Below are 22,225 nucleotides of genomic sequence, written 5' to 3'. Positions count from 1 at the left end.
AGGCCCACCGGCCGGCCGGCGGCGGTCCGGCCGGTTTCCGCGGCCGCCGCGGGAGCGTGCGCCCTATTTGCGGCGTTTTCGTGTCCGCCGCCGGTGCCGGTCCGAACTGGGGCCGGAAGCCAGGCATTGAATTAATAGTGAGATCTTTTTACTATATGCACAGACTGTGACGCCCGCCACGGGCTGGTGAAAGGACTCCTCCGATGCTGGTCGACCCCGCTGCTGCTGTTGTGAATGACACCGATCAGATTGCGGCGGAGGGAATCTGGGATCTGATCCGCGAGCGCGCGCAACGATCGGCGGGACTGCCGATGCTGGTCGACGAACACGGCACCACACTCACCTTCGGGGAGTTCCGTGCGCGTGCCGAGCGGGTCGCGGCCGCACTGCGGGCCGAGGGGATCGGCCCCGGTTCGCGGGTGGCCTGGCAGCTGCCGACACGGATCAGCACGTTGCTGGTGATGGCCGCGCTGGCCCGGCTCGGTGCGGTGCAGGCGCCGATCATTCCGATTTATCGGGAACGCGAAACCGGTGCGGCGGTGGCCGCCGCAGAGGCCGACACGATGCTGATACCGGGAACGTGGCGCGGCACCGACTACCGCGCCATGGCCGAGGGGCTGCCGGGGACGCGGCGGGTGCTGACCATCGGGATGACCGCACCCGAGTCGGCGGATGTGGTGGCGCTCCCGCCCGAACCCGGTGTCTCGCAAGATATCCGGTGGATCTACTTCACCTCGGGATCGTCCGGTCTGCCCAAGGGGGCCTGTCACGGCGACAGCTCCCTGCTGGCCGCGGCGCGGGGATTTACCCAGCGCGGCGGACTCGGGCGCGAGCCCGGCGAAGTCGGCGGAATCCCGTTCCCGGTGGCACACGTCGGCGGGGTGCTCTATCTGATGTCGCTGCTGCTGGTCGGATTCCCCGCCGTCGTGGTCGAGGCGTTCGATTCGGCCACCACCTCGGAGCTGTTCCGCCGGCACCGAGTGACATTCACCGGCGGCAGCACGGTGTTCTACAACGCGCTGCTCAACGAACAGCGCAAACTGCCCCCGGGTGAACGGCTGCTGCCGAGCCTGCGCCTGCTCAAGGGCGGCGGAGCGCCGTGCCCGCCGAGTGTGTATCACGCGGTCCGCGCTGAACTGAACGCGACGGTCGCGCACGACTACGGCGCGACCGAGGTGCCGATGATCTGCGTCGCGTCCCCCGACGACACCGACGAGCAGTTGGCAAACACCGAAGGCCGCCCGATTCCAGGCCTTCGGCTGCGCGTCGTCGGCGCGGCCGGGGAGCTACCGCTGGGGCAGGACGGGGAAATTCAGGTCCAGGGCGCATCGGTATTTCGTGGCTACACCGATCCGGAGCTGACGGCCGCGGCGTTCACCGCCGACGGCTGGTTCCGCACCGGCGACCTGGGTCATCTGCGTTCGGACGGACATGTGGAGGTGACCGGCCGTCTGAAGGACATGATCATTCGCAAAGGTGAGAACATCGGACCCGTCGAGGTGGAGGCGCTGCTCGCCGAACATCCCGCCGTGGCCGAGGTCGCGGTGATCGGCTTGCCCGATGACGAACGCGGTGAGCTCGTGTGTGCGGTGATCGCCGTCCGTCCGGGTGCGGCAACGCCCACCCTCGACGAGGTCGCCGCGCATCTGCGGCGGGCGGGCCTCATGCCACAGAAGCTCCCCGAGCGCCTCGAGGTCCTGGCGGAGCTGCCCAAGACCGGGCTGGGAAAGCTGGACAAGCAGTCGCTGCGGAGGACCTTTTCCGGAGCGTGAGCGGGTGCGCACGTCCGTGCCGGCCGGCGGGCGCACCGCGTTATTCCGGCGCGATCCGGATCAGCCCCTCCTGAACGACGGTCGCCGCCAGCTCGCCGCCGCGCCGGAAGATCGAGCCCCGGCACAGCGCACGGGCCGAACCGGCCCAGATGCCTTCCTGCTCGTACCACAGCCACTCGTCGGCAGGGCCGGGTGCGTGGAACCAGATGCTGTGGTTGATCGTGGCGAAGCGCAGATCGGGGTCGTGTACGGTCCGGCGATGCGGACCGAGCGAGGTCGACAGCAGTAGCGCGTCGGAGAGATAACCGAGTACAGCGGCATGGACCACGTCGTCGTCCGGCAGCGGCTGCGGGGGACGCACCCAGAACCTCTGGTACGGTGCCACAGCGGTGCCCTGGCCGGCGGAAACCCGGACCGGGGTGTCGGGGAAGCGGAATTCCAGCATCGTGGTCTGCTCGAGTGCCGACAGCCATGCCCGATCGGCACCCTCGCCCACGATCTGCGCGGCCGGTTCGACGTCTTCGGGATGGGGTGCGGACAGCGTCGTAAGTTGATGTGCCAGACCGTTTTCGGGTCGCTGGAACGAGGCGGTGGCGATGAAGATGATCCGGTCGTGCTGGGTGGCTGTGACAAGCCGGGTGGTCAGTGACGTCCCGTCGTGCAGGGGTTCGACCCGGTAGGTGACAGGAGAATTGCCGTATCCCGGGCGCAGGAATGTGGTCTGCAGGGCGTGTATCGGCCGATCGTCGGTGACCGTCGCCCGGGCGGCGAGTATGGCCTGTCCTACGGTGACGCCGCCGAAGATGCGCGGTGCCGCGGTGGGCCGGGCAGGGCCGAGGAATTCGGATCCGCCGATCCGGTGGATGCTCAGAACGTCGGCCAGGGAGACCGGATCGACAGTCCGCGTCGCCATACTCATCGCTGGAACCTCTTCTCTCGGTGGCAAGCCCGCACGGGTACCCACCAACCCGTCGTTTGTCGCTTAACTATCTAACTATATTGCCCGAGGCGCTGTGCGGGTGCTACCGAGTCGCGCCCGGATTCCGCGTAGTAACCCGTGGGTCTTCTCGCTCGCCCCGCTGCCGGGCGGGAGGCGATGGCAGGTGTCCGAGATGGAACAATGGCAGCTCGATACTGTCCTCGTAGGGAGGAGATTCGATGTCGGCGCCCGCCAGGATGGGCCGTCCGGTGAATGCGGACGGGGAACAGACTCGCCTCCGAATCATGACCGCGGCGATGGACCACATCGCCGAGGTCGGCTACGCCAAGGCGACGATGAAGTCGATCGCCGAGCAGGCGGGGCTCACCAGTGCGGCGATCTACCACTACTTTCCCTCCAAGGTGGAGCTGGTCACCGCGACGCTGAACGTGCGGATCGACGAGGTGATGGCTCGACTGGTGCACGCGGTCGACTTCCCGGGCACGCTGCGCGAACATTTCGTCGCCCTGCTGGACGAGGCGATCGCGTGTGTGCGCGACTATCCGTCGGTGACCCGCTTCGATGCCACCGTCTACCTCGAATCCGCGCGCTACCCGGATCTGGGTGCCGCGGTCACGCGACGCCAGCGAGCCGAGGAGGCGCTCTACTCGCGGCTGGTGGATGAGGCGGTGCGCGCCGGCGAGGTGGCGCCCGGTATCGATGCGCGGTCGGTGGTGGACATGCTGACCTCGCTGACCTGGGGGCTTGCTCATCTGTCGGCCACCGCGACCGCCGACCGGCACCGGGCGGCGGTCCGTGCGACCGAAGCGCTGCTGGCCGGAACTTTGTTGATTGAACGCAATCATTAAACGAATTTAAGTCATTTTTTCGGAATCGCTCCCGCGGCTCGGGCCACCTCCATAAAGTAACTCATCAATTAGTTAGTTACATGCAGCCTTGTCACGAGGAGGTGGCTGGCTTTGACCACCCACGTCGAACACCGGATCGAGCAGCCGAGTACAGCCGGAGTCCCGTTCGCGATCACCGACCCGGCCAAAGTTCCTGCGGGAAGGTACTTTTCGCCTGAGTTTGCCCAGCTCGAGAAGGAGAAGCTCTGGCCGCACGTTTGGCAGATGGCCTGCCGGGCCGACGAGATCCCACGCCCGGGTGACTTCACCGAGTACAAGATCAACGATCAGTCGATCATGGTGGTGCGTCAGCGTGACGACACCGTGAAGGCCTACTTCAACGCATGCCGCCACCGTGCCACGGCCCTGGCCTCCGACAGCGGAACCTTCCACGGTGGTCAGATCGTCTGCCCGTACCACGGCTGGCGCTGGAACCTGGACGGCTCCAATTCCTACGTGTATGCCGAACGCGGCTTCGCTCCGCGCTGTCTCGATCCGGAGTCGTTGCGGCTGGTGGAGTGTCAGGTCGGCGAATTGTTCGGGCTGGTGTGGATCAATATGGATCCGGCCGCGCCGCCGTTGCACGAGGCGATGGCCGGGATCGCCGAGGCGCTGGCGCCGATCGCTTTCGAACGGATGCGGGTGCGCTGGTGGCGTCACCTCATCCTGCCGGGGAACTGGAAGGTCGCCCAGGAGGCGTTCATGGAGGCCTACCACGTGATGCAGGCGCATCCGTCGCTGTCGATGGGCGCGTCCGACGAGGACTTCAACCTCGACGCGTTCGGCGGCACGTTCGAGACCTTCGACGGCGGCCACGCGCACATGCTGCCCGTGCCGGGTGAGATTCCGGTCGAGGGAATGTCCGCGGCGGAGTACTTCGTCCAGTACAACACCGCGCTCTACCTGGGCACCGATGCCTACGCCACCGAACGGGAGATGTTCATCCAGCAGGGCTTGCTCGAGCGCGACATCGATCCCGATCAGTTCCCGTCGGCGTTCTTCGGCGCGCTGTACGACTACGCGAAGGGGGCGGGCGTCGATCTGCCGGCGCCGCCGACAAAGACCAGCGGTTACGGTCACATTTTTCCGAACATCACCGTGTTGCCCGCCTATGGCAATTCGATCATGTACCGGGTCCGGCCCAACGGCGACGATCCGGAAAGCTGTGTCTTCGAGGTCTGGGCACTGCAGATTCCGGCGGCGGGGGAGGAGAGCGCCGATCGGCCCGAACTCGAGGGACCGATCCCGGTCGAGGACTGGCCGCAGATCCTCAAGGAGGATTTCCACAACATCATCGCCCAGCAGAAGGGTCTGAAGACTCGAGGGCTCGACGGGCTGACGCTGTCCGAACCGTACGAGGCGATGATCGTCAACAGTCATCGGACGATCGATCAGTATCTGGCGCGGTGATCCGGGTGCCAGTGGTACGAGTGGACCCGGCCGGTTTCGAACTGGCCGTCGGCGACGGTGAGACGCTGTTCGAGGCGGCGCTGCGGGTGGGGGCTCGCTGGCCGACCATCTGCTACGGGCAGGCCCGCTGCACGGCCTGCGCCGTGCGAGTGATCGACGGGCACGACCGGCTCGGCCCGGTCTCCGACGAAGAGCGAGATGTCTTGCGGCAGATCACGAATCGGCGCATGGGATGGCCCCTGCGCGATACCCGGCTGGCATGCCGGTTGACGGTGACCGGTGACATCACAGTGGAAAAGCGGGCGGCCCGGCCGTGTGCGCCCGGAGTGTCCGACAGTGAGGAGCGGGACGGTGAGTGAGCAGGGACCGGCAACGACGCCGGAACAGGTCTACGACGTCGTGGTCGTGGGCTTCGGCGGCGCCGGGGCCTGCGCCGCGATCGCGGCCGCCGAAGCCGGCGCTTCGGTGCTCGTAGTGGACAGGTTTTACGGTGGCGGATCGACGACGCATTCCGGGGGTGTGGTCTACGCCGGCGGCGGCACACCCGCGCAGCGGGAGGCGGGCGTCACCGACACCGCCGAGGCCATGTTCACCTATCTCGCACAGGAGGCCGGTGACGCGGTGGGCACCGCGACGCTGCGCCGGTTCGTGGACGGCAGTCCCGCGATGATCGAATGGCTTACCCGCCAGGGCGTGCCGTTCGAGGGCAGCCTGTGCCCGTACAAGACGTCCTATCCGACCAATCGCCACTTCTTGTACTACTCGGGCAACGAACAGGTTCCCAGCTATGCCGACAACGCCGCCCCGGCCCCGCGCGGGCACCGGGTCCGGGCGAAGAATTTCAGCGGGGCCGCGTTCTACGCCACGCTGCGAGATGCCGCGCTGGGCAAGGGCATCGAGTTCCGCCCGCTGGCCGAGGTGCGCGAGCTGATCGTGGCCAACGGTGCGGTGGTCGGCGTCGAATTCGACGCCCCGGACCCCGGTGTCTTCGGGCGCCGGCACAAGATCCGCACCGAGATCGCCGCCAAGGCAGAGGTGTGGCATCCGCCGCTGGGCGACCGCCTGATGGCGAAAGTCGTTTCGGCCCAACGCAAGCGGAGCACTCGCCACCGGGTCCTGGCCCGCGGCGGGGTGGTGCTGTGCACCGGCGGCTTCGGGCAGAACAAGGAACTGGTCCGGCGCCACGCGCCGGCCTGGACCGAGGTGTCGCCGCTGGCCGCCGGTGGTGACGACGGCGCGGGCCTGCGGCTGGGTGCGCAGGTCGACGCGGCCACCAGCCACCTGCACAAGATGTCGGGCTGGAAATTCATCTCGCCCCCGTCGGGATTTCTCGAGGGGGTCGCGGTCGGAATGGAGGGCGATCGGTTCGCCAACGAACAGCTCTACGGCGCGACCATGTCCGAACCGCTGATCGAACAACAAGGCGGGCGCGGATTCCTCATTCTGGACGCGCCGGGCTGGCGCACCGCGCGACGGCAGGCGCGGGAACAATCGGCATTCTTCCAAGTTCCGCAGAGCCTCTATATTTTCAGCCCATTCGGCCACCGCCGGGCCGCGACCGTGCAGGCGCTGGCCTCAGCGTGCGGTATCGATCCGGCCGGTCTGGCGGCGACCGTCGCGAAATACAACCAGGACATCGAGGCCGGACGGCCCGATCGGTTCGGCAAGGCCGACCAGTACCGGCGGGTGCTCGACCGCGGCCCGTATTTCGCGGTGAATCTGGCGCCGGGCGTCAGCCCCGCCTACCCGTTCCCGTTCATCACTCTCGGCGGGTTGGCGGTGGACGAGGACACCGGGGCGGTGCGCCGGGCAACCGGTGGCACCGTCCCCGGACTGTACGCCGCCGGCCGCGCGGCGGTCGGAATCTGCAGCAACAGTTACGTGTCCGGGCTGTCGCTGGCCGACGCGGTGTTCTCCGGCCGCCGTGCCGGTGAGCATGCGGCTCGCTCCGGCCGCGACGTCGAAATCCTCGAATTGAAGAATCAGGAGACCAGGTGAGTCCATCGACCCCCGCGCCGAGCCCCGAGGCGCAACTCGACATCTTCGCCACCGCGACGCGAATCGCGTTGTCGGACGAGAAATATCGCTCATACATGTTGAGCGGCAAGATCGGCGGCATGTACTATTCGCCGCGCGGACAGGAGTTCGTCGCGGCTTCGGTAGCGGCGCATCTACGGCGCGACGACTACGTGGTGACCACTTATCGCGGACTACACGACCAGGTCGCCAAGGGGGTGCCGCTGCGCGATCTGTGGGCCGAGTACCTGGGCAAGGCCGCCGGAACCTGCGGCGGCAAGGGCGGGCCGATGCATGTGACCGCGCCGGAGTACGGGCTGATGGTCACCACCGGTGTCGTCGGCGCCGGTCTGCCGATCGCGAACGGACTGGGCTTGTCCGCGCAGATGCGCGGCACCGATCAGGTGACCGTGGTGAACTTCGGTGACGGCGCGTCCAATATCGGCGCCTTCCACGAGGCGCTCAACCTGGCGTCGGTGTGGCGGCTTCCGGTCGTCTTCGTCTGTCAGAACAACAGATACGCCGAGTACACGCCACTGCGCGAGGGCACCTCGGTGGAGAGCATCGCCACCAGGGCGGCCGGTTATTCGATGCCCGGTGTCACTGTGGACGGCAATGATCCCATTGCGATGTACCAGGTCGCGGGCGACGCGATCGGCCGGGCCCGGCGCGGTGAGGGGCCGACGTTGCTGGAGGCCATGACCTTTCGCTTCCACGGCCATGTCATGGGCGATCAGCAGGGGTACATGCCCAAGGAGGAACTCGCGGCGGCGATGGCGAACGATCCGCTGCCGCGTTTCCGGGCCCAACTGATCGAGTCGGGCGCGGCCACGGTCGAGCAGATCGAGGCCGTCGAAGCGGCGGCGGCCGCCGAGGTCGCCGATGCCGCCGAATTCGCCTTCGATGCGCCCCTACCGGATCCAGCGGAACTGACCACCGATGTGTATGCGGAAGGAGCGGCGGCATGACCATCGCAGAACAGCCCGTGCAGACCCGGACCCTGGGCTTCGTCCAGGCGATCAACGACGCGCTCGATATCGCGCTGGAGACCGACGAGCGGGTCTTCGCCCTCGGCGAGGATATCCAGGAGCCCGGCGGTGGCGGTTTCGGTGCGTTCAAGGGCCTGGGAAAAAAGTATGGGACACAACGGATTAGGCATACACCGATCTCCGAGCAGGCGATCATGGGGGCCGCGATCGGCGCGGCCATCTCCGGGCTGCGGCCCGTCCCGGAGATCATGCTGATGAACTTCACCCACGTCTGCATGGATCAGCTGGTCAACCACGCCGCCAAGTTGCGCTACATGTCCGGTGGCCGCACCCCGGTGCCGATCACGGTGCGCACGGCCACCGGCGCCGGCGGTGGATTCGGGGCACAGCATTCCGACATGCTTGAGGCTCAGTTGGTGCATGCCGCCGGCCTCAAGGTCGTGGTGCCGAGCAATCCGGCCGACGCCAAGGGACTGCTGCTGTCGTCGATCTTCGACGACGACCCGGTGGTATTCGTGGAGATGTTCGGGCTCTACTTCGCCTCGCGCGGTGAGGTTCCGGTGGGGGACCATCGAGTTCCGCTCGGTAAGGCGGCCATCGCGCGCCCCGGATCGGATGTCACCATCCTGACCTATGGGCGGCAGGTGGTCGACTGCCTGGCCGTCGCCGAACAGCTGGCCACCGAGGGGATCGACGTCGAGGTGGTGGATCTGCGGACGCTGCAGCCGCTCGACATCGAGACCGTGCTCGCCTCGGTGGCCAAGACCAAGCGTGCGGTCGTCGTGCACGAAGCGGTGCGGCGCAACGGATTCGGCGCCGAACTGGCCGCGACCATCCACTCCGAGCTGTTCGGTGAGCTGGCCGGTCCGGTGGCGCGGGTGACGGCACCGAACACGCCGGTGCCCTACGCCAAATCGCTGGAACAGGCCTACATTCCCGGGCCGCCGCAGATCGAGGCGGCCGTGCGCGGGCTGTTGTGACACCCGATCACCCGATTCATCGCGAGAGGAGACGCCTTCCGTGGCGCACGAACTATTGATACCCCAGCTCGGTGTGACGATGACCGAGGGGACGATCACGGCCTGGCTGGTCGAGGACGGCCAGACGGTGCAGCAGGGAGATCTGCTCTACACCCTGGCCACCGACAAGACTGAGACCGATATCGAATCACCTGCCGCGGGCACGCTGGTCATAGTCGGTGAGATCGAGGTGGAGTACCCGGTCGGCTCAGTCGTCGGCCGGATCGAATAGCGGGGCCGGATCCCGCGGCACGCCGTTGTCCGCTGCCGCGGGCCGGTGTCCTGCACCGTTGACCACCGGCGGGGTTCCGGATGCGCGGAGCTCACCGAAGTTACCGCGCACCAACATGTTTTGTACCAGACATGCTCGTTCGAGGAGAACAGTCGTGGCACGAGGAATCTTGTACGTCGAAACCCGGCCCAGTGCCCCGCAGCGCACCGCGGAGTATCACAGCTGGTACGACGAGACGCATCTGCGCGAGGTGGTGGCGATGGACGGGTTCGTCTCGGGCCGCCGGCTCGAGCCCGTCGCCGATGACGGCCCGTTCGTCGCCCTGTACGAAATCGAGGCCGACGATCTGCAGGCCGTGGTCGACCGGCTGTTGGCCGCTGCGGTAGGCGGAGCCCTGCACATGTCCGATGCCCTGTGTATGGATCCTGCGCCGGTGGTCCGCCTGTTGCGCACGATCACGGTGCAGGAGTCCGAGCCCGAGCCCGGTCCCGGTCGATCTGCGCTGGCCGATTCGGGCACAGCCCCGCGCTGAGCTGGTGAGGGGCTGGTCGCCCCCCCTGACGTGGGGGCGACCAGGGCCTCGCGGCCGGTGGCGCACCTACCGATCCGCGGCCGCGCGCCGCAACGGCGCCGCGACCTGGGTGGCGAACAGGTCGAGCGTGCGTGCGGGGGCGTGATCGTGGAAGCGCAGGATGAACAGATCCACGCCCCGCGCCCGCTCGCGGGCGAAGTAGTCGACGAGTTCGGCCGGGGTGCCGACAACCGGTGGGCCCCAAGATGATTCGGGCATGCGCCGCAGAAGTTTCGCGCGCACGGCTTCGGGGTCGTCGCCGGGATGGACGAGGCCGACCGGATATTGTGCGGAGATGCGCGCGCTGCCGCGCAGCGGCGCCAGTTGGTCCATACGCTCGCGGGCGCCGGCGACGCAGTTCCACCAGTCGGCGTATTCGGCGACCAGTGGCATCGTCAAGGTCGGCCCGCCGCCACCGATGTGGAACGGGATCCGGTCCTGTGCCGGTACGGGCAGTCCCCACGCGTCCCGCAACCGAAAGTGCTTGCCGGCGTAGTCGAAACGTTCACCGGTGAACATCAATGCCAGGATCTCGAGCGTCTCGGCCAGTCGTTGCGAGCGCACCCGCGGCGAACCGGCCTCGATGCCGAACCGGTCGAATTCCTCCTCGATCGACCCCCAGCCCAGGCCCAGATCCAGGCGGCCGCCGCTGATGCGATCCAGGGTCGCGGCCATCTTCGCCAGCACCGCCGGATGCCGCAATGGTGCACATCCGACCAGATGGCCCAGGCGGATCGTGGCGGTCGCGGTGGCGATGGCGGTGAGCAGAATCCAGCTGTCCGGCACATCCACCGGCGGGGCGGCGGGGGCGTAGAGATGATCCATGAGCCAGAACGAATCGAAACCCGCGTCCTCGGCCGTGCGAGCGGTGGCTATCACGGCATCCGGGCTGGTGTTGAACTGCGGGAGGAAGACCCCGAATTGTGGAATCGGCGCGGGCATCGGTCACAGCCTCGCCTGGGCCCAGTACGGGTCGCGCAGCAGCTTCTTGTACAGCTTTCCGTTGTCCTGGCGGGGAAGTTCGCGGGCGAAATCGATCGATCGCGGCCACTTGTAGGAGGCAAGCCGGCCACGGCAGTGGTCGAGTAGCCGCTGGGTCAGCTCAGGTCCCGCATCGGCCCAATCGGCGGGCTGGACAACGGCTTTGACCTGTTCGCCGAGTTCTGGGTCCGGCACTCCGAAGGCGGCCACATCGGCCACCTGCGGGTGCAGGATCAGCACATCCTCGATCTCGCGGGGATAGATGTTGACTCCGCCCGCGATGATCGTGAAATCACGCCGGTCGGTGAGATATAGATATCCGTCGGCATCCAGCTGCCCGATATCGCCGAGGGTATGCCAGTCCGGATGCTCCGGATGTGAGACGGCAGCGGTGCGCTCGGGGTCGCGGTGGTAGCTGAAGTTCGCGCCGGCGGTTTCGAAATAGACGGTGCCGATGTCGTCGTATGACAGTTCGTCGCCGTTGTCGTCGCAGATATGGACAGTGCAGCCCACCGGCCGCCCGACCGAGCCCGGATGGTCGAGCCATTGCTCGCTGGACAGGGCGGTGGTGCCGAAGTTCTCGGTGCCGGAGTAGTACTCGGTGATGATCGGCCCCCACCAGTCGATCATCTGCTTTTTGACCTCGATCGGGCACGGCGCCGCGGCGTGCACGGCCACCCGCATGCTGGACAGGTCGAAGCGGGACCGAATCCGCGGCGCCAGCTTCAGCATGCGCACGAACATCGTCGGTACCCACTGACTCGAGGTGACCGAGTATTCGTCGATGGCGCGCAGCGCGGCCTCGGCATCGAATTTCGGCATGATTGCCACCGTACCGCCGCTGCAGTGCACAAGACATGAAACACGCAGTGGCGCAGCATGGTACAGCGGAGCGGGGGACAGGAACATGGTGTCGGCATCGAGCCCGAACAGGGCTCGCCCGCTGGGCAGTAACTCCGCGTCACCGTCGGCGGCCGGGTGATCGGGCAGCGGGTAGCGGATGCCCTTGGGCCGGCCGGTGGTGCCGGAGCTGTAGAGCATGAAGGTGCCGCGGACCTCCTGATCGTCCGGTCCGCCGGAATACCGCGCGGCCGCGTCGTCCAGCGATTCGTAGGATGTGCTGGTGCCGTCGAGCATGAAACGCCGCACGACGTCGGGAGTGAGGTCGACGATCTGTTCGGCCACCGAGGCCAGCGCGGCGGTCGTGATGACCACCTTCGCGGTGCTGTCGTTGATCAGATAGGCGACCTCGGCGGCGGTCAGGTGGGAGTTGACCGGAGTGACGTACAGACCGGAATTCAGTCCCGCCCAGACCAGTTCGAAATATCTCAGGTGGTTCTCGGCGAGAACCACGTAGTGGTCGCCGGGCCGCAATCCGGCCTCCCGCAGCAGCCGGGCGAGCCGGTTCGCACCGGCGACCAGCTCGCCATAGGTCTGCACGGCGCCGGTGGCGGTGTCGATCACCGCCGGCTTGTCCGGGGTGGATGCGGCGAAGTGGGCTGGATACACGAACTCTCCCGTTCTTGCTCGATGCGTTGTCATCCGCCGGCGTCGCCGTCGAACACGATGCGCGGCTTCATGATTCGCTGATGCTGTGCACCCATTCGGCGGCCCGGTCGAAGAACTCGGCGCTGTTGAGCGCCAGGTTCATCGAATGGCCCGATCCCGGCAGCACGTAGGTTTCGAGCTCCGCGCGGGGGAAGAACGGGCGTTCGGAGCTGTACAGAGCCGCGGCGCTGGAGCAATCGGTGAGCGAGCCGCCCGCTCCCTGCGCGCAGAAGACCTTGTCCGCGGTCCCGTTCGCGATGAGCACCGGCACCGCGATATCGAAAGTGGCGGGGATGAATACCGGGATGGTGGCCAGAATGCCGATAGTGCCGGCGGCGCGCGTGGCCTCGTCGGCGGCCACCACCTGGGGATCGGAGTCCCCCGGTGCGTGGAAGGCGGCCTGGCGGGCGCCCGGAACGCTCAGGTAACCCAGGTCGCCGGCGGGTATCCGACCCGCGGTGGCGGGATCGTCGAGTGCCGGACGTGCCGCGCCGACGATGGTGGCGATGCCGCCGGGCCCGGGAGCGTGTGACGCGCCGCTGACCAGGAGCCCGTCCACGTCGTGATAGGTGCCGGCCTCGAGCATCGAGGTCAGTGAGCCGAACGAGTGGCCCACCAGCACGACGTGGTTCCACGCCCGTCCCAGTGCCCCGGCGCGCGCGGCGCCGATGACCTCGTGCACGGCCTGGGCCGCCGACAACGCCGAGACCTGTACCCCGACCGGCTTGGAACTCTTGCCGACGCCGATCGGGTCGATGGCGAGGGTCGCCAATCCGGCGCGGGCGGCGTGCCGCACATAGGAGTAGCGGCCGTCGAATCCGGGGAAGTCCCAATAGGTCCGGTCGTAGGTGGCTCCGGGCACGAGTATCTGGAGTGCGGAGGACGGATCGGCCGGCCGGCAGTAGGTGCCCGCGATCCGGGCCTCGCGGTCGACGGTGACCGGGATGGAGACCTCCGTGCACCGGGGGCCGGCCGCCGGCGCGGCGGTGGCAGGTGCCGCCAGGCCCGCGAACGCTATGACCGCTATGACCGTCGGCCAGAACCATACTGCCCGCAGACTTCTCATTCTCGACCCTTCCGCTGTGCCCCCGGTGTCGAGCATGCTAACAGCCAATAGGTCCGCCATCAATTAGATGAATAAGTAATCTCATTACCCTCAGGTCAGGGCGAGCGTGGTCAGGATGTCGGGGCTGAAGGCCGCGGCCGGCGGCGTCCAGGGGCCGGAGTGGATGCCCCCGAGCGCCGCGCTCGTTTCCGGGCGCTCGGCCACCAGTTTCAGCATGCGTGCCCGCTTGGCGGTGCGGTCGGGCAGCCCGAACGCCGAGAGCATGTCGGTGAGCGCGGTGGCGAAACGCAGCCGGGCCATGCGCACGCTGCGCTCCTCGCTGTAGCCGCGCAAGGTCGCCGGAGTCCACGTCCGGTTGTCCAGCAGCGCTTCGGCGAGCAGCCGGGCATCGCGCAGGGCGATACTGAGTCCCTGGGCGCCGATGGGATTGCTCCACCCGGCCGCGTCGCCGATCAGCGCCACGCCGGGGACGACGGGGGTATCGGTCCAGGCGTCGGTCAACGGAAAGGTGGCGCAGGGGCCCAGGGGCTGCGCCGTGGCCAGGGCGTCGCCGCACGGCAGCGCCGGGGTGCGGTAGGCATCGAGGAATCGGCTGATCCGATCCGGCCCGGTGATGCGTTCCGGATCGGTGGTGCGGCGGCCCACGTAGAGCCGGATCCGCCCGTCGGCGCGCGGGATGACGATGTACTGGTTGCGACCGCTCACCGCGATCGTGGTCTCGGCGCGATCCCATGCGCCGTGGTCGTCGACGAGCATGCCCGACAGCATCACTCGCGGGCTGGTGATGGTGAACGGGACCTGGGTCGCGGTCCGGGTGGCCGAGTTCTTGCCGTCGGCGCCCACGACGATCCGGCAGTCCAGATGGTGTTCGGTTCCCGCCCTTTCGTAGTCGACCGAGGGTGACGCGCCGTGCCCGACGACGCAGCGGGCGACACCGCGCACGACCGTGGCGCCCGCCTTGGTCGCCGCGGTGGCCAAGGCCTCTCGCAGCTCGGGGTGGCCGACTCCGATGACGCCGGGCGCCTGCGGTACCACCGCGCTGAGATCGATCGCCCCGCGCCGCGCCCGGGCGATGTCGAGACTTTCGTCGTAGGGCACCATCCGGGTGATCACCGAGGCGTCGGCGGCGCCGGTGACGGCGTCGGCGATGCCGAGATCGATCGCTTCGAGAAACCCCCACGGCACCAGGGCCTCGCCGCGAACCTGGTCTCGGTAGACCGGCTCGCGCTCGAGTACGGTCACCGCCACCCCGGCGGCCGCCAGCCGGGCCGCCAATGCGCATCCGGCCACGCCGCCGCCGACTATGACTGCGTCACAACGCATTCCATCCTCCTTCGGTTCATTTACTGGTGCATAATGAGATTCTCATTTACTGTGACATAATGATTCGCGGAACGCGAGAGAGGCTCGAGCACCCGGAGGTGTCGGTGGCGCGTCAGCGTGGTGGGACACAACCCGTTCCGTTGTCGGCGCAGGACATTCTCGAGGCCGCACTGCGGATCGTGCAGCGGTGTGGTCTGGATCGGCTGACGGTGCGCGCGGTCGCCGACGAGCTCGGGGTCACGCCGCCGGCGGTGCACTACCACCTGCGCGGCGGAGAGGATCTGGACGCGCGCGTGATCGAAGCGGTGGCCTCCCGCATCGAGATAGCCGTCGACCCCGAGGCGCATTGGGTGGATCAGTACGCCGGTCTGGTGTCGAGCATGGACCGCGCGTTCCTGCGCTATCCGGGCACGGGCACTCGGGTGCTCACGGCCGCACGGGAATCCCCGGCCGCCGAACGCCTGACCGGTGCGGCGCTGTCGATTCTGCGCACCGCCGGGTTCGGCGAGGCGGACGCCGTCGACCTCTTCACGGCCACCTATCTGATGTTCGCCGGATGGCTGGCCACCCGCGGCCTGCGCGAGACCGGCGGCACCCATCCGGCGCTGATCGCCGCGGGTGTCACGGCACCGGACCTGGCAGACGGAACGGCGCTCGACCGGGCACTGCGGCGACTGCTGGAAAACGCTGCGGCGGCCCGGTCGGGCACCGGGAACGAACGAGACAATCCACGAGACGGGAGAAAACCATGACCGAAACGACCGCGATCGAACGCTACTTCGCCGCATGGAATGCCGGTGACGCCGACGCGATCATGGCAACGCTCGATACCGATGTCGTACTCGAGGATGTGCCCAGTGGCCACGTCGCCCGCGGCCCCCGCGAGGCACGGGCTTTCGTCGCCGGGGCGCTGGAGAAGGCGCCCGGGGCCTCCTACGACGTGGTGAGCAGCCATATCAGCGGGGATGCGTTCGTCGTGGAATGGATCATGCAACCGATCGGGTTGCGGGGCGCGTCGGTCGGCTCGCTGCGCGGGGGGCGCATCGGTACCAACCGCGATTATTGGAATGCGGGCCCGGCGCCGGCCTGAGAGTGTCCAACGGGAATGCGTGCATGTCACCGACGTGGCGGGCGCGGGCCGGCTACCTACGGCGCAATCCGCTCTATCCGCAGAATTAGAATATTTAGATAACTGATTCTACTATGGGGGTGATGTCGCCCAGCGTCGCGGCCGGGTTGCCGCCAGGTACTCGCGGTCGCGACGGGCGATCGGATCGAGACGAGGAGCAAATATGAATCTGGCCGACAGTGTGGTGTTGGTGACCGGTGGCGCGGGCGGACTCGGTGAGGCCGTGGTCCGGGAGGTCGCCGCGGCCGGTGCCGCGGTGGTCATCGCCGATCTCGCCGACGAGAAGGCCGAGAAACTCGCTGCCGACCTCGGCTCCAAGGCCAAGTACGTGCGCACCGACGTGACCGACGAGGACAGCGTGCGCAATGCGGTGGCCGAGGCCGGCAAGCTCGGCACCTTCCGGTACGCGGTGGTGGCGCACGGTGGTTTCGGCGTCGCGGAGAAGGTGGTCGGCAAGGATGGCAACCCGGCGAGCTTGACGGGCTTCACCAAGACGATCGACCTGTATCTGACCGGCACGTACAACGTGCTGCGCATCGCGGCGGCGGCCATCGCCGGGACCGAGCCCGACGAGGACGGGCAGCGCGGCGCCATCGTGGCCACGGCCAGCATCGCCGCCTTCGAGGGGCAGATCGGCCAGATCGCCTACTCGGCGGCCAAGGCCGGTGTGGTCGGCATGACCATCGTGGCAGCCCGCGACCTCGGGTCCCTGGGCATCCGGGTGGTCACTATCGCGCCGGGCACGATGCGCACGCCGATCATGGAGTCCGTCGGCGACGAGGCACTGGCCAAATTCGCCGCCAACATCCCGAATCCGCGGCGGCTGGGAAAGCCGGAGGAATACGGTGCGCTCGCGCGCCACATTCTGGAAAACGCATACCTCAACGGCGAGACCATCCGGCTCGACGGTGCGCAGCGGTTCACCCCGCGGTGAGCGCGTGACGTGGGCCCGCCCGCGGGCGGGCCCACGTCGGCCGGGTCGTGGAGCTGAACGCTCGCCGGTTCTACCGCCTCCTTGCGGCCGCTCCGGCGCAGGTGGGCGCGGCGAGTTTAGCTCGCGACGAGTCACGAGCAGATCCCGTGACGATTGAACCGATACCGATCTGCTGACCAGGTGGCTGACCGCCATGCGGTACGCCCGAGATGCGCCGAGCCGCTGAGTTCCCTGCGCCGCCCGGCCGATCCGGTCGGGCGGCGCAGTGCATTTCACGCCTGGATCGGCAGAGACCGCCGCCATGTCCGCAGTGCGCCCAATTAGTTTTATTATATGATTCATTTAAGGTATCGTTCGGCGGTGGGAGGTAAGCGTGGCAGTCGATTCCCCGACCGGGGCGTCGCGTGGTGCCCAGCGGTCCCCGGCTCGCGGCACCACTCAGCGCGTCCGGGTGCCCAAGATGGCCGAACTCGTCGCTGCCGAACTGCGCCGCCGCATCATCCGGGGCGAATTGTCCGAAGGTGAGGCGCTGTCGTCCGAAACGGAGCTGATGAGCCGATTCGGGGTGTCGCGTCCGACCCTGCGCGAGGCGTATCGGGTGCTGGAGTCCGAACGGCTGATCGTCATCCGCCGCGGCGCCAACGGCGGGGCGCGCGTGCAGCCGCCGCGGCGTGAAGTCGCCGCCCGCTACGCGGGTTTCATCCTCGAGTATCAGGGTGCCTCGGTCAAAGACGTCTACGAAGCACGTGCCGCGCTCGAGGTGCCGAGCGTCGGCCGGTTGGCGCTGCGCCGGTCCGCGGCCGATCTGGCCGCGCTGACCGAGGCGCTCGACCGCTACGACGACGAATACGACCCGTCGCGGTCGATCCGGCTGCACGGCGAATTCCATCAGCTGGTGGTCCGGCTGGCCGGTAACGAAACCCTGACCCTGCTCTCGGAGATGGTGCATCACATCATCGAGACCGCCAACGTGACACTGCAACCCGACAGTGGTCCCTCCGCCGAGCGGGCCCGGCGCGACACCGGCAGGGTCCATCGCAAGCTGGTGGAGCTCATACGCGAGCGAGATGCGCGCGCGGCCGAGGAGCTGTGGCACCGTCACCTCGGCGAAGCCGAGGGCTACGTTCTCGGTGACGATGCGGCGACCAGCGTGCTGGATCTGCTCGGCTGAGAGCTCACAGCCGGCCGTCGCGGCGCAATTCGGCGGGCACCCAGTGCGGTGAGCGGCGCTGCTTGAATGCCTGAAAGCCTTCCAGTGCTTCGGGCCCGGCGAGGCTGGACTCCATCGCGATACGAGCGAAATGCCCGAGGTAGCCGTCCAGACTGGCCTTGATCTCCCGGCGCGCGGCCGGCGCGGTCCGGCAGATCTGGGCCAGGGCTTCGGTTGCGGCGCCGAGAAGTTCGTCGTGGGGCACCACCCGCGAAACGAGCCCCCAGTCCAGTGCCTCCTGCGCGGACAGTGTGCGCCCGGTGAGTAGCAAGTCGCGGGCGCGCACGACGCCGACCACGCGTGCGAGCACCTGGGCGTAGTAGGTATCGGCGATGCCGCGCAACAGTTCCGGGACGCGGAAACTCGCCCGGTCGCTGACCACCGCCAGATCACTGCACAGAGCGATCATCAGGCCGCCGCCCTGGCACAGGCCGTTGACCGCGCACACCACGGGCTTGGCCGAACGGCGCAGCGTATCGAACGGCGTGACGTCCATTCCGAGCGCGGTTTCGAAATCCAGCCAGTCGTCGGTGCCGCTCTTGCCGAGGTCGCCGCCCGGGACGAAGGTGTCGCCCGTGCCGGTCAGCAGCAGTCCGGCCGCGGCGGGATCGCGGTCGACCCGGTTGAATCACGTACCGCAGACCGAAGTACATCGCCGGGGTCAGCGCGTTGCGTGCCTCCGGCCGGTCCACCGTGCAGACGGCGAATACGCCGTCGCGCTCGAAGCGAAGATACGGAGTGCCGAGCCAGTCGCCCGAGGGTGGTTTGGGCTGCTCCTGTGCGGACATCGTCTTCCCTTCGTCGGCGGAACCGATCCGATACGGCGAACTTATTATGCTGTATAGGCCGTAACGGCAGTGCGGTTGACGATTAGATCAGAGTTTTAGGAATATTGTGCGATAGATAGCCGCTGAACAGCCTCTATAAGTTTGACACTTTCGTCAAACTAGTCCTATCGTAGAGATCGACTCAGTGGCCATGCCGCAGCAACCGCATTTTCGGACAGGGGACATCCCATGACGCAGTTCACCGACGCGCCGATCTTCGACGCCGATCAGCACATGTACGAGACGCCGGACGCGCTGACCCGCTATCTACCTGAGAAGTACCGCCGCGCAGTGCAATTCGTGCAGGTCGGGAACGCGGCGCGGATCGCGATCCTCGGCCGGATCACCGAATACATCCCGAACCCGACATTCGACCGGGTGGCCGCGCCGGGATCGTGGGAGAAGTTCTTCGCGGGTCAGAACGCCGAGGGCAAATCGCTGCGCGAGCTGTCGGTCGGCATCGATGCCGAACCCTCGTTCCGGGAGCCCGGACCCCGCATCGCCGAACTCGACCGTCAGGGTGTCGATGAGGCGCTGATCTATCCGACGCTGGCCAATCTGGTCGAGCACTCCGCGGCCGAGGACCCCGAACTGGTGGTCGCGGTGATCCACGCGCTGAACCGTTGGATGCTCGACACCTGGGGCTACACCCATCAGGATCGGCTGTTCATGACACCGGTGATCAGCGCCGCCATGGTCGACGACGCCCGCCGGGAACTGGCCTATGTCGTGGAGAACGGGGCCAAGGTAGTGCTGATGAAGCCGGCTCCGGTGAAGGGCCTGCGGGGCTGGCGCTCGCCGGCGCTGCCGGAGTTCGACCCGTTCTGGAGTGATGTCGAGCAGGCGGGGATCCCGGTGGTATTCCACGCCAGTCAGCCGCCGCTGGACGGCTACATCAACCAGTGGGAACCGCCGGAAACCAACAACCACCTGGAGATGAGCGCGTTCCGCTGGATCGCGTTGGGGCACCGCGAAATCGCCGACATGATGACGAGCCTCATCTGCCACGGCACGCTGACCCGGTTCCCGAAGTTGCGCGTGGCCAGTGTGGAGAACGGCAGCGCCTGGATCCAGCCGCTGTTCGACGATTTCGAGGCCACGTACGCCAAAATGCCGCAGGCCTTCGACGAGCATCCGCACGAGGTGTTCCGCCGCAACATCTGGGTCAGCCCGTTCTGGGAGGGCAAGGTCGCCGATGTGGTGCACACCGTAGGCTGGGACAAGGTGCTGTTCGGTTCCGACTTTCCGCATCCGGAGGGCCTGACCGAACCGCGTGGCTTCTACAAATACGCCGAGGGCATGGACGAGCGGCGCACCCGCGACTTCATGGGTGACAACGCACGTCGTCTGCTCGGGCTTCCTGTGCGCAACCCCGCCGGTGACAGCGTGCCCGTCCCCGCCTAATCAAAATATATTGTGCCACACTGGTATTCGATGAGCGGTATGGCACACGCCGGTTGACGACCCGGTCGGTCCGGCGCGCGGGTGTGCGCCGAGAAAGGTGTGAGATGTCGCTGGAGTCGGCACCGATAGCGTCTGCGACGCTGCTGGATCTGCTGGAGCTGGAGCAGATCGATCGCGATCTGCACCGTTCGGTCGTGCTTTTCGACGAGCCGTTCTCGCTGTACGGGGGGCAGGTCGCCGCGCAGGCCCTGTACGCCGCCGGGCGGGCGGTACCACCGGGGCGATCGCCGCATTCGCTGCACTGTTACTACCTGCGCGGTGGCAGTGCGGCGCGGCCGGTGCTGTTCCGGGTCGACCGGGACCGCGACGGCCGGTCGTATTCGGCGCGCCGGGTGACCGCACTGCAGGATGGCGAAGTGATCTTCACGATGTCCGCGTCGTTCGCGACGCCGCGGCGCGACGCGGACCACGAGGTCGAGCCGATGCCCGACATCGCAGCGCCGGAGTTGCTGCCCGAGTGGGAATTCGAGCGCATGTGGTCGATGCAGGCGCGAGTGCCACCGCAGCGAACCCGATCCACTCCGTGGCCGAGCCGGTTCTGGGCTCGCAGCGCGATCGAGCTGCCGGATTCGCCGCTCGTGCACGCCTGTGTCCTGACCTATCTGTCCGATACGTCAAGTGGTCTGGTGGATGTGCCCGGCGGCGCGCAGTGGGCGGGTTCGACTCTCGACCACACCGTGTGGTTCCATCGTCCGGCGCGATTGGACGAGTGGGTGCTGGTGGACCTGCTCCCGCGGACGGTAGCCGGAGGGCGGGGGCTCTACACCGGAACGGTTCGCCGGGCCGACGGCGCCACGGTGGCCACCCTGGCTCAGGAGTCGCTGTTCCGGGAGCCGCCGCCCGGCAGGCCCCTGCCGAAGATCTGAATCGCCGCCGCGGCTGTGAAACCTGATGCGCCGCCGGAAAATCCGGCGGCGCTCGGTCTCCACGGGGCGGCGGTCGTCACGGCGTGTTCTTGTCCGCGGGCCGCAGCGCGGAGGCCGTCCGCCAGTCCTCCAGTCCGTAGTCCACCGTGCCGACGTAGGTTTCGCCGCGCGAGATCTCACTCCAATGGGCGTGGTTGAGCTGATGGATCGTGAAGCAGGCGTCCAGCGCGGTGCTGAAGCCCTGGGCGTCCTGTGCCTGGTTGACCGAATCCTTGATCAGCAGCGCGGCCATCGACGGGACCTTGCCGATGCGGGCCGCGAATTCGACCGTTCGCTCCGATACGCTTTCGGCGGGGAAGATCTTGCTCACCATGCCGAGCGCATACGCCTGTTCGGCGTCGATCGAATCACCGGTCAGCAGTAGCTCTTTGGCTTTGCGAGGGCCGAACTCCCACGGGTGGGCGAAATATTCGACGCCGCACATGCCGAGCCGGGTGCCGACCACATCGGCGAAGACAGTGCCCTCGGCGGCCACGATGAGATCGCAGCACCATGCCAGCATGAGTCCGGCCGAAAGGACTTTGCCGTGCACCTGGGCGATGGTGATCTTGCGCAGCTGTCGCCAGCGCTTGGTGTTCTCGAAATAGTAATGCCACTCTTGACGCAGCCGCGATTCGGCGCCGTCGAGAGTGCCTCCGTTGCATTGGAAACTCGGATGCTGGTCGGGTCCGGGCTCGCGTTCGGCGACGCTCTCGGCGGTGCCCAGATCATGTCCGGCCGAGAATGCGGGACCGTCGCCGCGCAGAACCACCACGCGGACTGTGTCGTCGGCTTCGGCGCGTTCGAAGGCCTCGCCCAATTCCAAGAGCATCCCACGGTTCTGGGCGTTGCGCGCCTGCGGCCGGTTCAGGGTGATGCGTGCGATGCGGCCCTGTTCGAGAGTTTCGTAGCGGATGTAGCGGTAACTCATGGGGACGCCTTTCCCGGCAGCTGCCGACGGCGAGCTCCGGACTTTAATTGACGATAGTGACAAACTGGCCC

At 67.4% G+C, this 22,225-nt stretch carries 21 protein-coding genes and 1 pseudogene; 15 read left to right on the top strand and 7 right to left on the bottom strand.

Features of this window, described 5'->3' with window-relative positions:
• Nucleotides 1–203 precede the first annotated feature (203 nt).
• Nucleotides 204–1,772, top strand: a complete 1,569-nt coding sequence (locus C5E41_RS17290; protein WP_104376846.1) for a class I adenylate-forming enzyme family protein — start codon at nt 204–206, stop codon at nt 1,770–1,772.
• A 40-nt stretch (nt 1,773–1,812) separates the two neighbouring features.
• On the opposite strand, the gene C5E41_RS17285 is transcribed toward C5E41_RS17290, so the two are convergent.
• Complete coding sequence (locus C5E41_RS17285) at nt 1,813–2,691, bottom strand: acyl-CoA thioesterase (RefSeq protein WP_104363413.1); 879 nt, start codon at nt 2,689–2,691, stop codon at nt 1,813–1,815.
• Nucleotides 2,692–2,996: 305 nt separating this feature from the next.
• Between C5E41_RS17285 and C5E41_RS17280 the strand changes: the two genes are divergently transcribed.
• The 8 genes from C5E41_RS17280 to C5E41_RS17245 all read left to right on the top strand — a co-directional run bounded on the left by C5E41_RS17280 (nt 2,997) and on the right by C5E41_RS17245 (nt 9,797).
• Nucleotides 2,997–3,560, top strand: a complete 564-nt coding sequence (locus tag C5E41_RS17280) for a TetR/AcrR family transcriptional regulator (protein WP_218021982.1) — start codon at nt 2,997–2,999, stop codon at nt 3,558–3,560.
• Nucleotides 3,561–3,671: 111 nt separating this feature from the next.
• Entirely contained in the window at nt 3,672–5,009 is a 1,338-nt protein-coding gene (locus tag C5E41_RS17275; RefSeq protein WP_104363412.1) for an aromatic ring-hydroxylating oxygenase subunit alpha, read from the top strand.
• A 5-nt stretch (nt 5,010–5,014) separates the two neighbouring features.
• Nucleotides 5,015–5,368, top strand: a complete 354-nt coding sequence (locus C5E41_RS17270; protein ID WP_219823182.1) for a 2Fe-2S iron-sulfur cluster-binding protein — start codon at nt 5,015–5,017, stop codon at nt 5,366–5,368.
• Nucleotides 5,361–7,007, top strand: coding sequence for an FAD-binding protein (locus tag C5E41_RS17265; RefSeq protein WP_104407341.1), 1,647 nt, complete (start codon nt 5,361–5,363; stop codon nt 7,005–7,007). Before C5E41_RS17270 ends, C5E41_RS17265 begins: the two co-directional genes overlap by 8 nt.
• Nucleotides 7,004–7,993, top strand: coding sequence for a thiamine pyrophosphate-dependent dehydrogenase E1 component subunit alpha (locus tag C5E41_RS17260; RefSeq protein ID WP_063009741.1), 990 nt, complete (start codon nt 7,004–7,006; stop codon nt 7,991–7,993). The genes C5E41_RS17265 and C5E41_RS17260 overlap by 4 nt, the downstream gene beginning before the upstream one ends.
• 2 nt (nt 7,994–7,995) lie before the next feature.
• Entirely contained in the window at nt 7,996–8,994 is a 999-nt protein-coding gene (locus C5E41_RS17255; protein ID WP_396930244.1) for an alpha-ketoacid dehydrogenase subunit beta, read from the top strand.
• 40 nt (nt 8,995–9,034) lie between these two features.
• Nucleotides 9,035–9,265, top strand: coding sequence for a biotin/lipoyl-containing protein (locus C5E41_RS17250; protein WP_063009739.1), 231 nt, complete (start codon nt 9,035–9,037; stop codon nt 9,263–9,265).
• A 154-nt stretch (nt 9,266–9,419) separates the two neighbouring features.
• The gene (locus tag C5E41_RS17245) at nt 9,420–9,797 is read left to right on the top strand and encodes a hypothetical protein (RefSeq protein ID WP_245922320.1); all 378 of its coding nucleotides are present in this window, start codon (nt 9,420–9,422) and stop codon (nt 9,795–9,797) included.
• A 66-nt stretch (nt 9,798–9,863) separates the two neighbouring features.
• Here C5E41_RS17245 and C5E41_RS17240 read toward each other — a convergent pair whose 3' ends face one another.
• The 4 genes from C5E41_RS17240 to C5E41_RS17225 all read right to left on the bottom strand — a co-directional run bounded on the left by C5E41_RS17240 (nt 9,864) and on the right by C5E41_RS17225 (nt 14,754).
• Nucleotides 9,864–10,778, bottom strand: coding sequence for an LLM class flavin-dependent oxidoreductase (locus C5E41_RS17240; protein ID WP_104363409.1), 915 nt, complete (start codon nt 10,776–10,778; stop codon nt 9,864–9,866).
• Between the two features lie 3 nt (nt 10,779–10,781).
• Nucleotides 10,782–12,326: an AMP-binding protein gene (locus C5E41_RS17235; RefSeq protein ID WP_104376844.1), complete on the bottom strand. Its 1,545-nt coding sequence runs from the start codon at nt 12,324–12,326 to the stop codon at nt 10,782–10,784.
• Nucleotides 12,327–12,393: 67 nt separating this feature from the next.
• Entirely contained in the window at nt 12,394–13,431 is a 1,038-nt protein-coding gene (locus tag C5E41_RS17230; protein WP_181063284.1) for an alpha/beta hydrolase, read from the bottom strand.
• 90 nt (nt 13,432–13,521) lie between these two features.
• On the bottom strand, nt 13,522–14,754 hold the full coding sequence (locus C5E41_RS17225; RefSeq protein ID WP_104376842.1) for an FAD-dependent oxidoreductase: 1,233 nt from the start codon (nt 14,752–14,754) through the stop codon (nt 13,522–13,524).
• Nucleotides 14,755–14,813: 59 nt separating this feature from the next.
• On the opposite strand from C5E41_RS17225, the gene C5E41_RS17220 reads away from it, so the two are divergent.
• The 4 genes from C5E41_RS17220 to C5E41_RS17205 all read left to right on the top strand — a co-directional run bounded on the left by C5E41_RS17220 (nt 14,814) and on the right by C5E41_RS17205 (nt 17,988).
• Nucleotides 14,814–15,506, top strand: coding sequence for a TetR/AcrR family transcriptional regulator (locus C5E41_RS17220; protein ID WP_219823181.1), 693 nt, complete (start codon nt 14,814–14,816; stop codon nt 15,504–15,506).
• Entirely contained in the window at nt 15,503–15,844 is a 342-nt protein-coding gene (locus C5E41_RS17215) for a nuclear transport factor 2 family protein (RefSeq protein WP_063009730.1), read from the top strand. The genes C5E41_RS17220 and C5E41_RS17215 overlap by 4 nt, the downstream gene beginning before the upstream one ends.
• Before the next feature lie 202 nt (nt 15,845–16,046).
• Entirely contained in the window at nt 16,047–16,817 is a 771-nt protein-coding gene (locus C5E41_RS17210; protein WP_104363405.1) for an SDR family NAD(P)-dependent oxidoreductase, read from the top strand.
• 373 nt (nt 16,818–17,190) lie between these two features.
• A complete protein-coding gene (locus C5E41_RS17205; protein ID WP_308248262.1) occupies nt 17,191–17,988 on the top strand; it encodes a FadR/GntR family transcriptional regulator in 798 nt (265 codons plus the stop codon).
• Nucleotides 17,989–17,992: 4 nt separating this feature from the next.
• Here the strand turns inward: C5E41_RS17205 and C5E41_RS17200 are convergent.
• Nucleotides 17,993–18,815, bottom strand: a pseudogene (locus tag C5E41_RS17200) (enoyl-CoA hydratase/isomerase family protein).
• A 228-nt stretch (nt 18,816–19,043) separates the two neighbouring features.
• On the opposite strand from C5E41_RS17200, the gene C5E41_RS17195 reads away from it, so the two are divergent.
• Nucleotides 19,044–20,258, top strand: coding sequence for an amidohydrolase family protein (locus C5E41_RS17195; protein WP_104376841.1), 1,215 nt, complete (start codon nt 19,044–19,046; stop codon nt 20,256–20,258).
• 104 nt (nt 20,259–20,362) lie between these two features.
• Complete coding sequence (locus C5E41_RS17190) at nt 20,363–21,184, top strand: acyl-CoA thioesterase (RefSeq protein ID WP_104376840.1); 822 nt, start codon at nt 20,363–20,365, stop codon at nt 21,182–21,184.
• 76 nt (nt 21,185–21,260) lie between these two features.
• Here C5E41_RS17190 and C5E41_RS17185 read toward each other — a convergent pair whose 3' ends face one another.
• Nucleotides 21,261–22,154: an enoyl-CoA hydratase gene (locus tag C5E41_RS17185; RefSeq protein WP_104376839.1), complete on the bottom strand. Its 894-nt coding sequence runs from the start codon at nt 22,152–22,154 to the stop codon at nt 21,261–21,263.
• Between the last annotated feature and the right edge of the window lie 71 nt (nt 22,155–22,225).

The organism is Nocardia nova (assembly GCF_002933465.1).
GTDB classification, from domain to species: Bacteria; Actinomycetota; Actinomycetes; order Mycobacteriales; family Mycobacteriaceae; genus Nocardia; species Nocardia nova_B.
The sequence above is the reverse complement of the archived record's forward strand: the minus strand, read 5'-3'. Positions and strand labels throughout refer to the sequence as shown.

Coding starts and splice junctions, on each gene's coding strand:
- C5E41_RS17290 (WP_104376846.1), top strand. CDS start 204: ATGCTGGTCGACCCCGCTGCTGCTGTTGTGAATGACACCGATCAGATT.
- C5E41_RS17285 (WP_104363413.1), bottom strand. CDS start 2,691: ATGAGTATGGCGACGCGGACTGTCGATCCGGTCTCCCTGGCCGACGTT.
- C5E41_RS17280 (WP_218021982.1), top strand. CDS start 2,997: ATGACCGCGGCGATGGACCACATCGCCGAGGTCGGCTACGCCAAGGCG.
- C5E41_RS17240 (WP_104363409.1), bottom strand. CDS start 10,778: ATGCCCGCGCCGATTCCACAATTCGGGGTCTTCCTCCCGCAGTTCAAC.
- C5E41_RS17230 (WP_181063284.1), bottom strand. CDS start 13,431: ATGAGAAGTCTGCGGGCAGTATGGTTCTGGCCGACGGTCATAGCGGTC.
- C5E41_RS17225 (WP_104376842.1), bottom strand. CDS start 14,754: ATGCGTTGTGACGCAGTCATAGTCGGCGGCGGCGTGGCCGGATGCGCA.
- C5E41_RS17220 (WP_219823181.1), top strand. CDS start 14,814: ATGATTCGCGGAACGCGAGAGAGGCTCGAGCACCCGGAGGTGTCGGTG.
- C5E41_RS17215 (WP_063009730.1), top strand. CDS start 15,503: ATGACCGAAACGACCGCGATCGAACGCTACTTCGCCGCATGGAATGCC.
- C5E41_RS17210 (WP_104363405.1), top strand. CDS start 16,047: ATGAATCTGGCCGACAGTGTGGTGTTGGTGACCGGTGGCGCGGGCGGA.
- C5E41_RS17195 (WP_104376841.1), top strand. CDS start 19,044: ATGACGCAGTTCACCGACGCGCCGATCTTCGACGCCGATCAGCACATG.
- C5E41_RS17190 (WP_104376840.1), top strand. CDS start 20,363: ATGTCGCTGGAGTCGGCACCGATAGCGTCTGCGACGCTGCTGGATCTG.
- C5E41_RS17185 (WP_104376839.1), bottom strand. CDS start 22,154: ATGAGTTACCGCTACATCCGCTACGAAACTCTCGAACAGGGCCGCATC.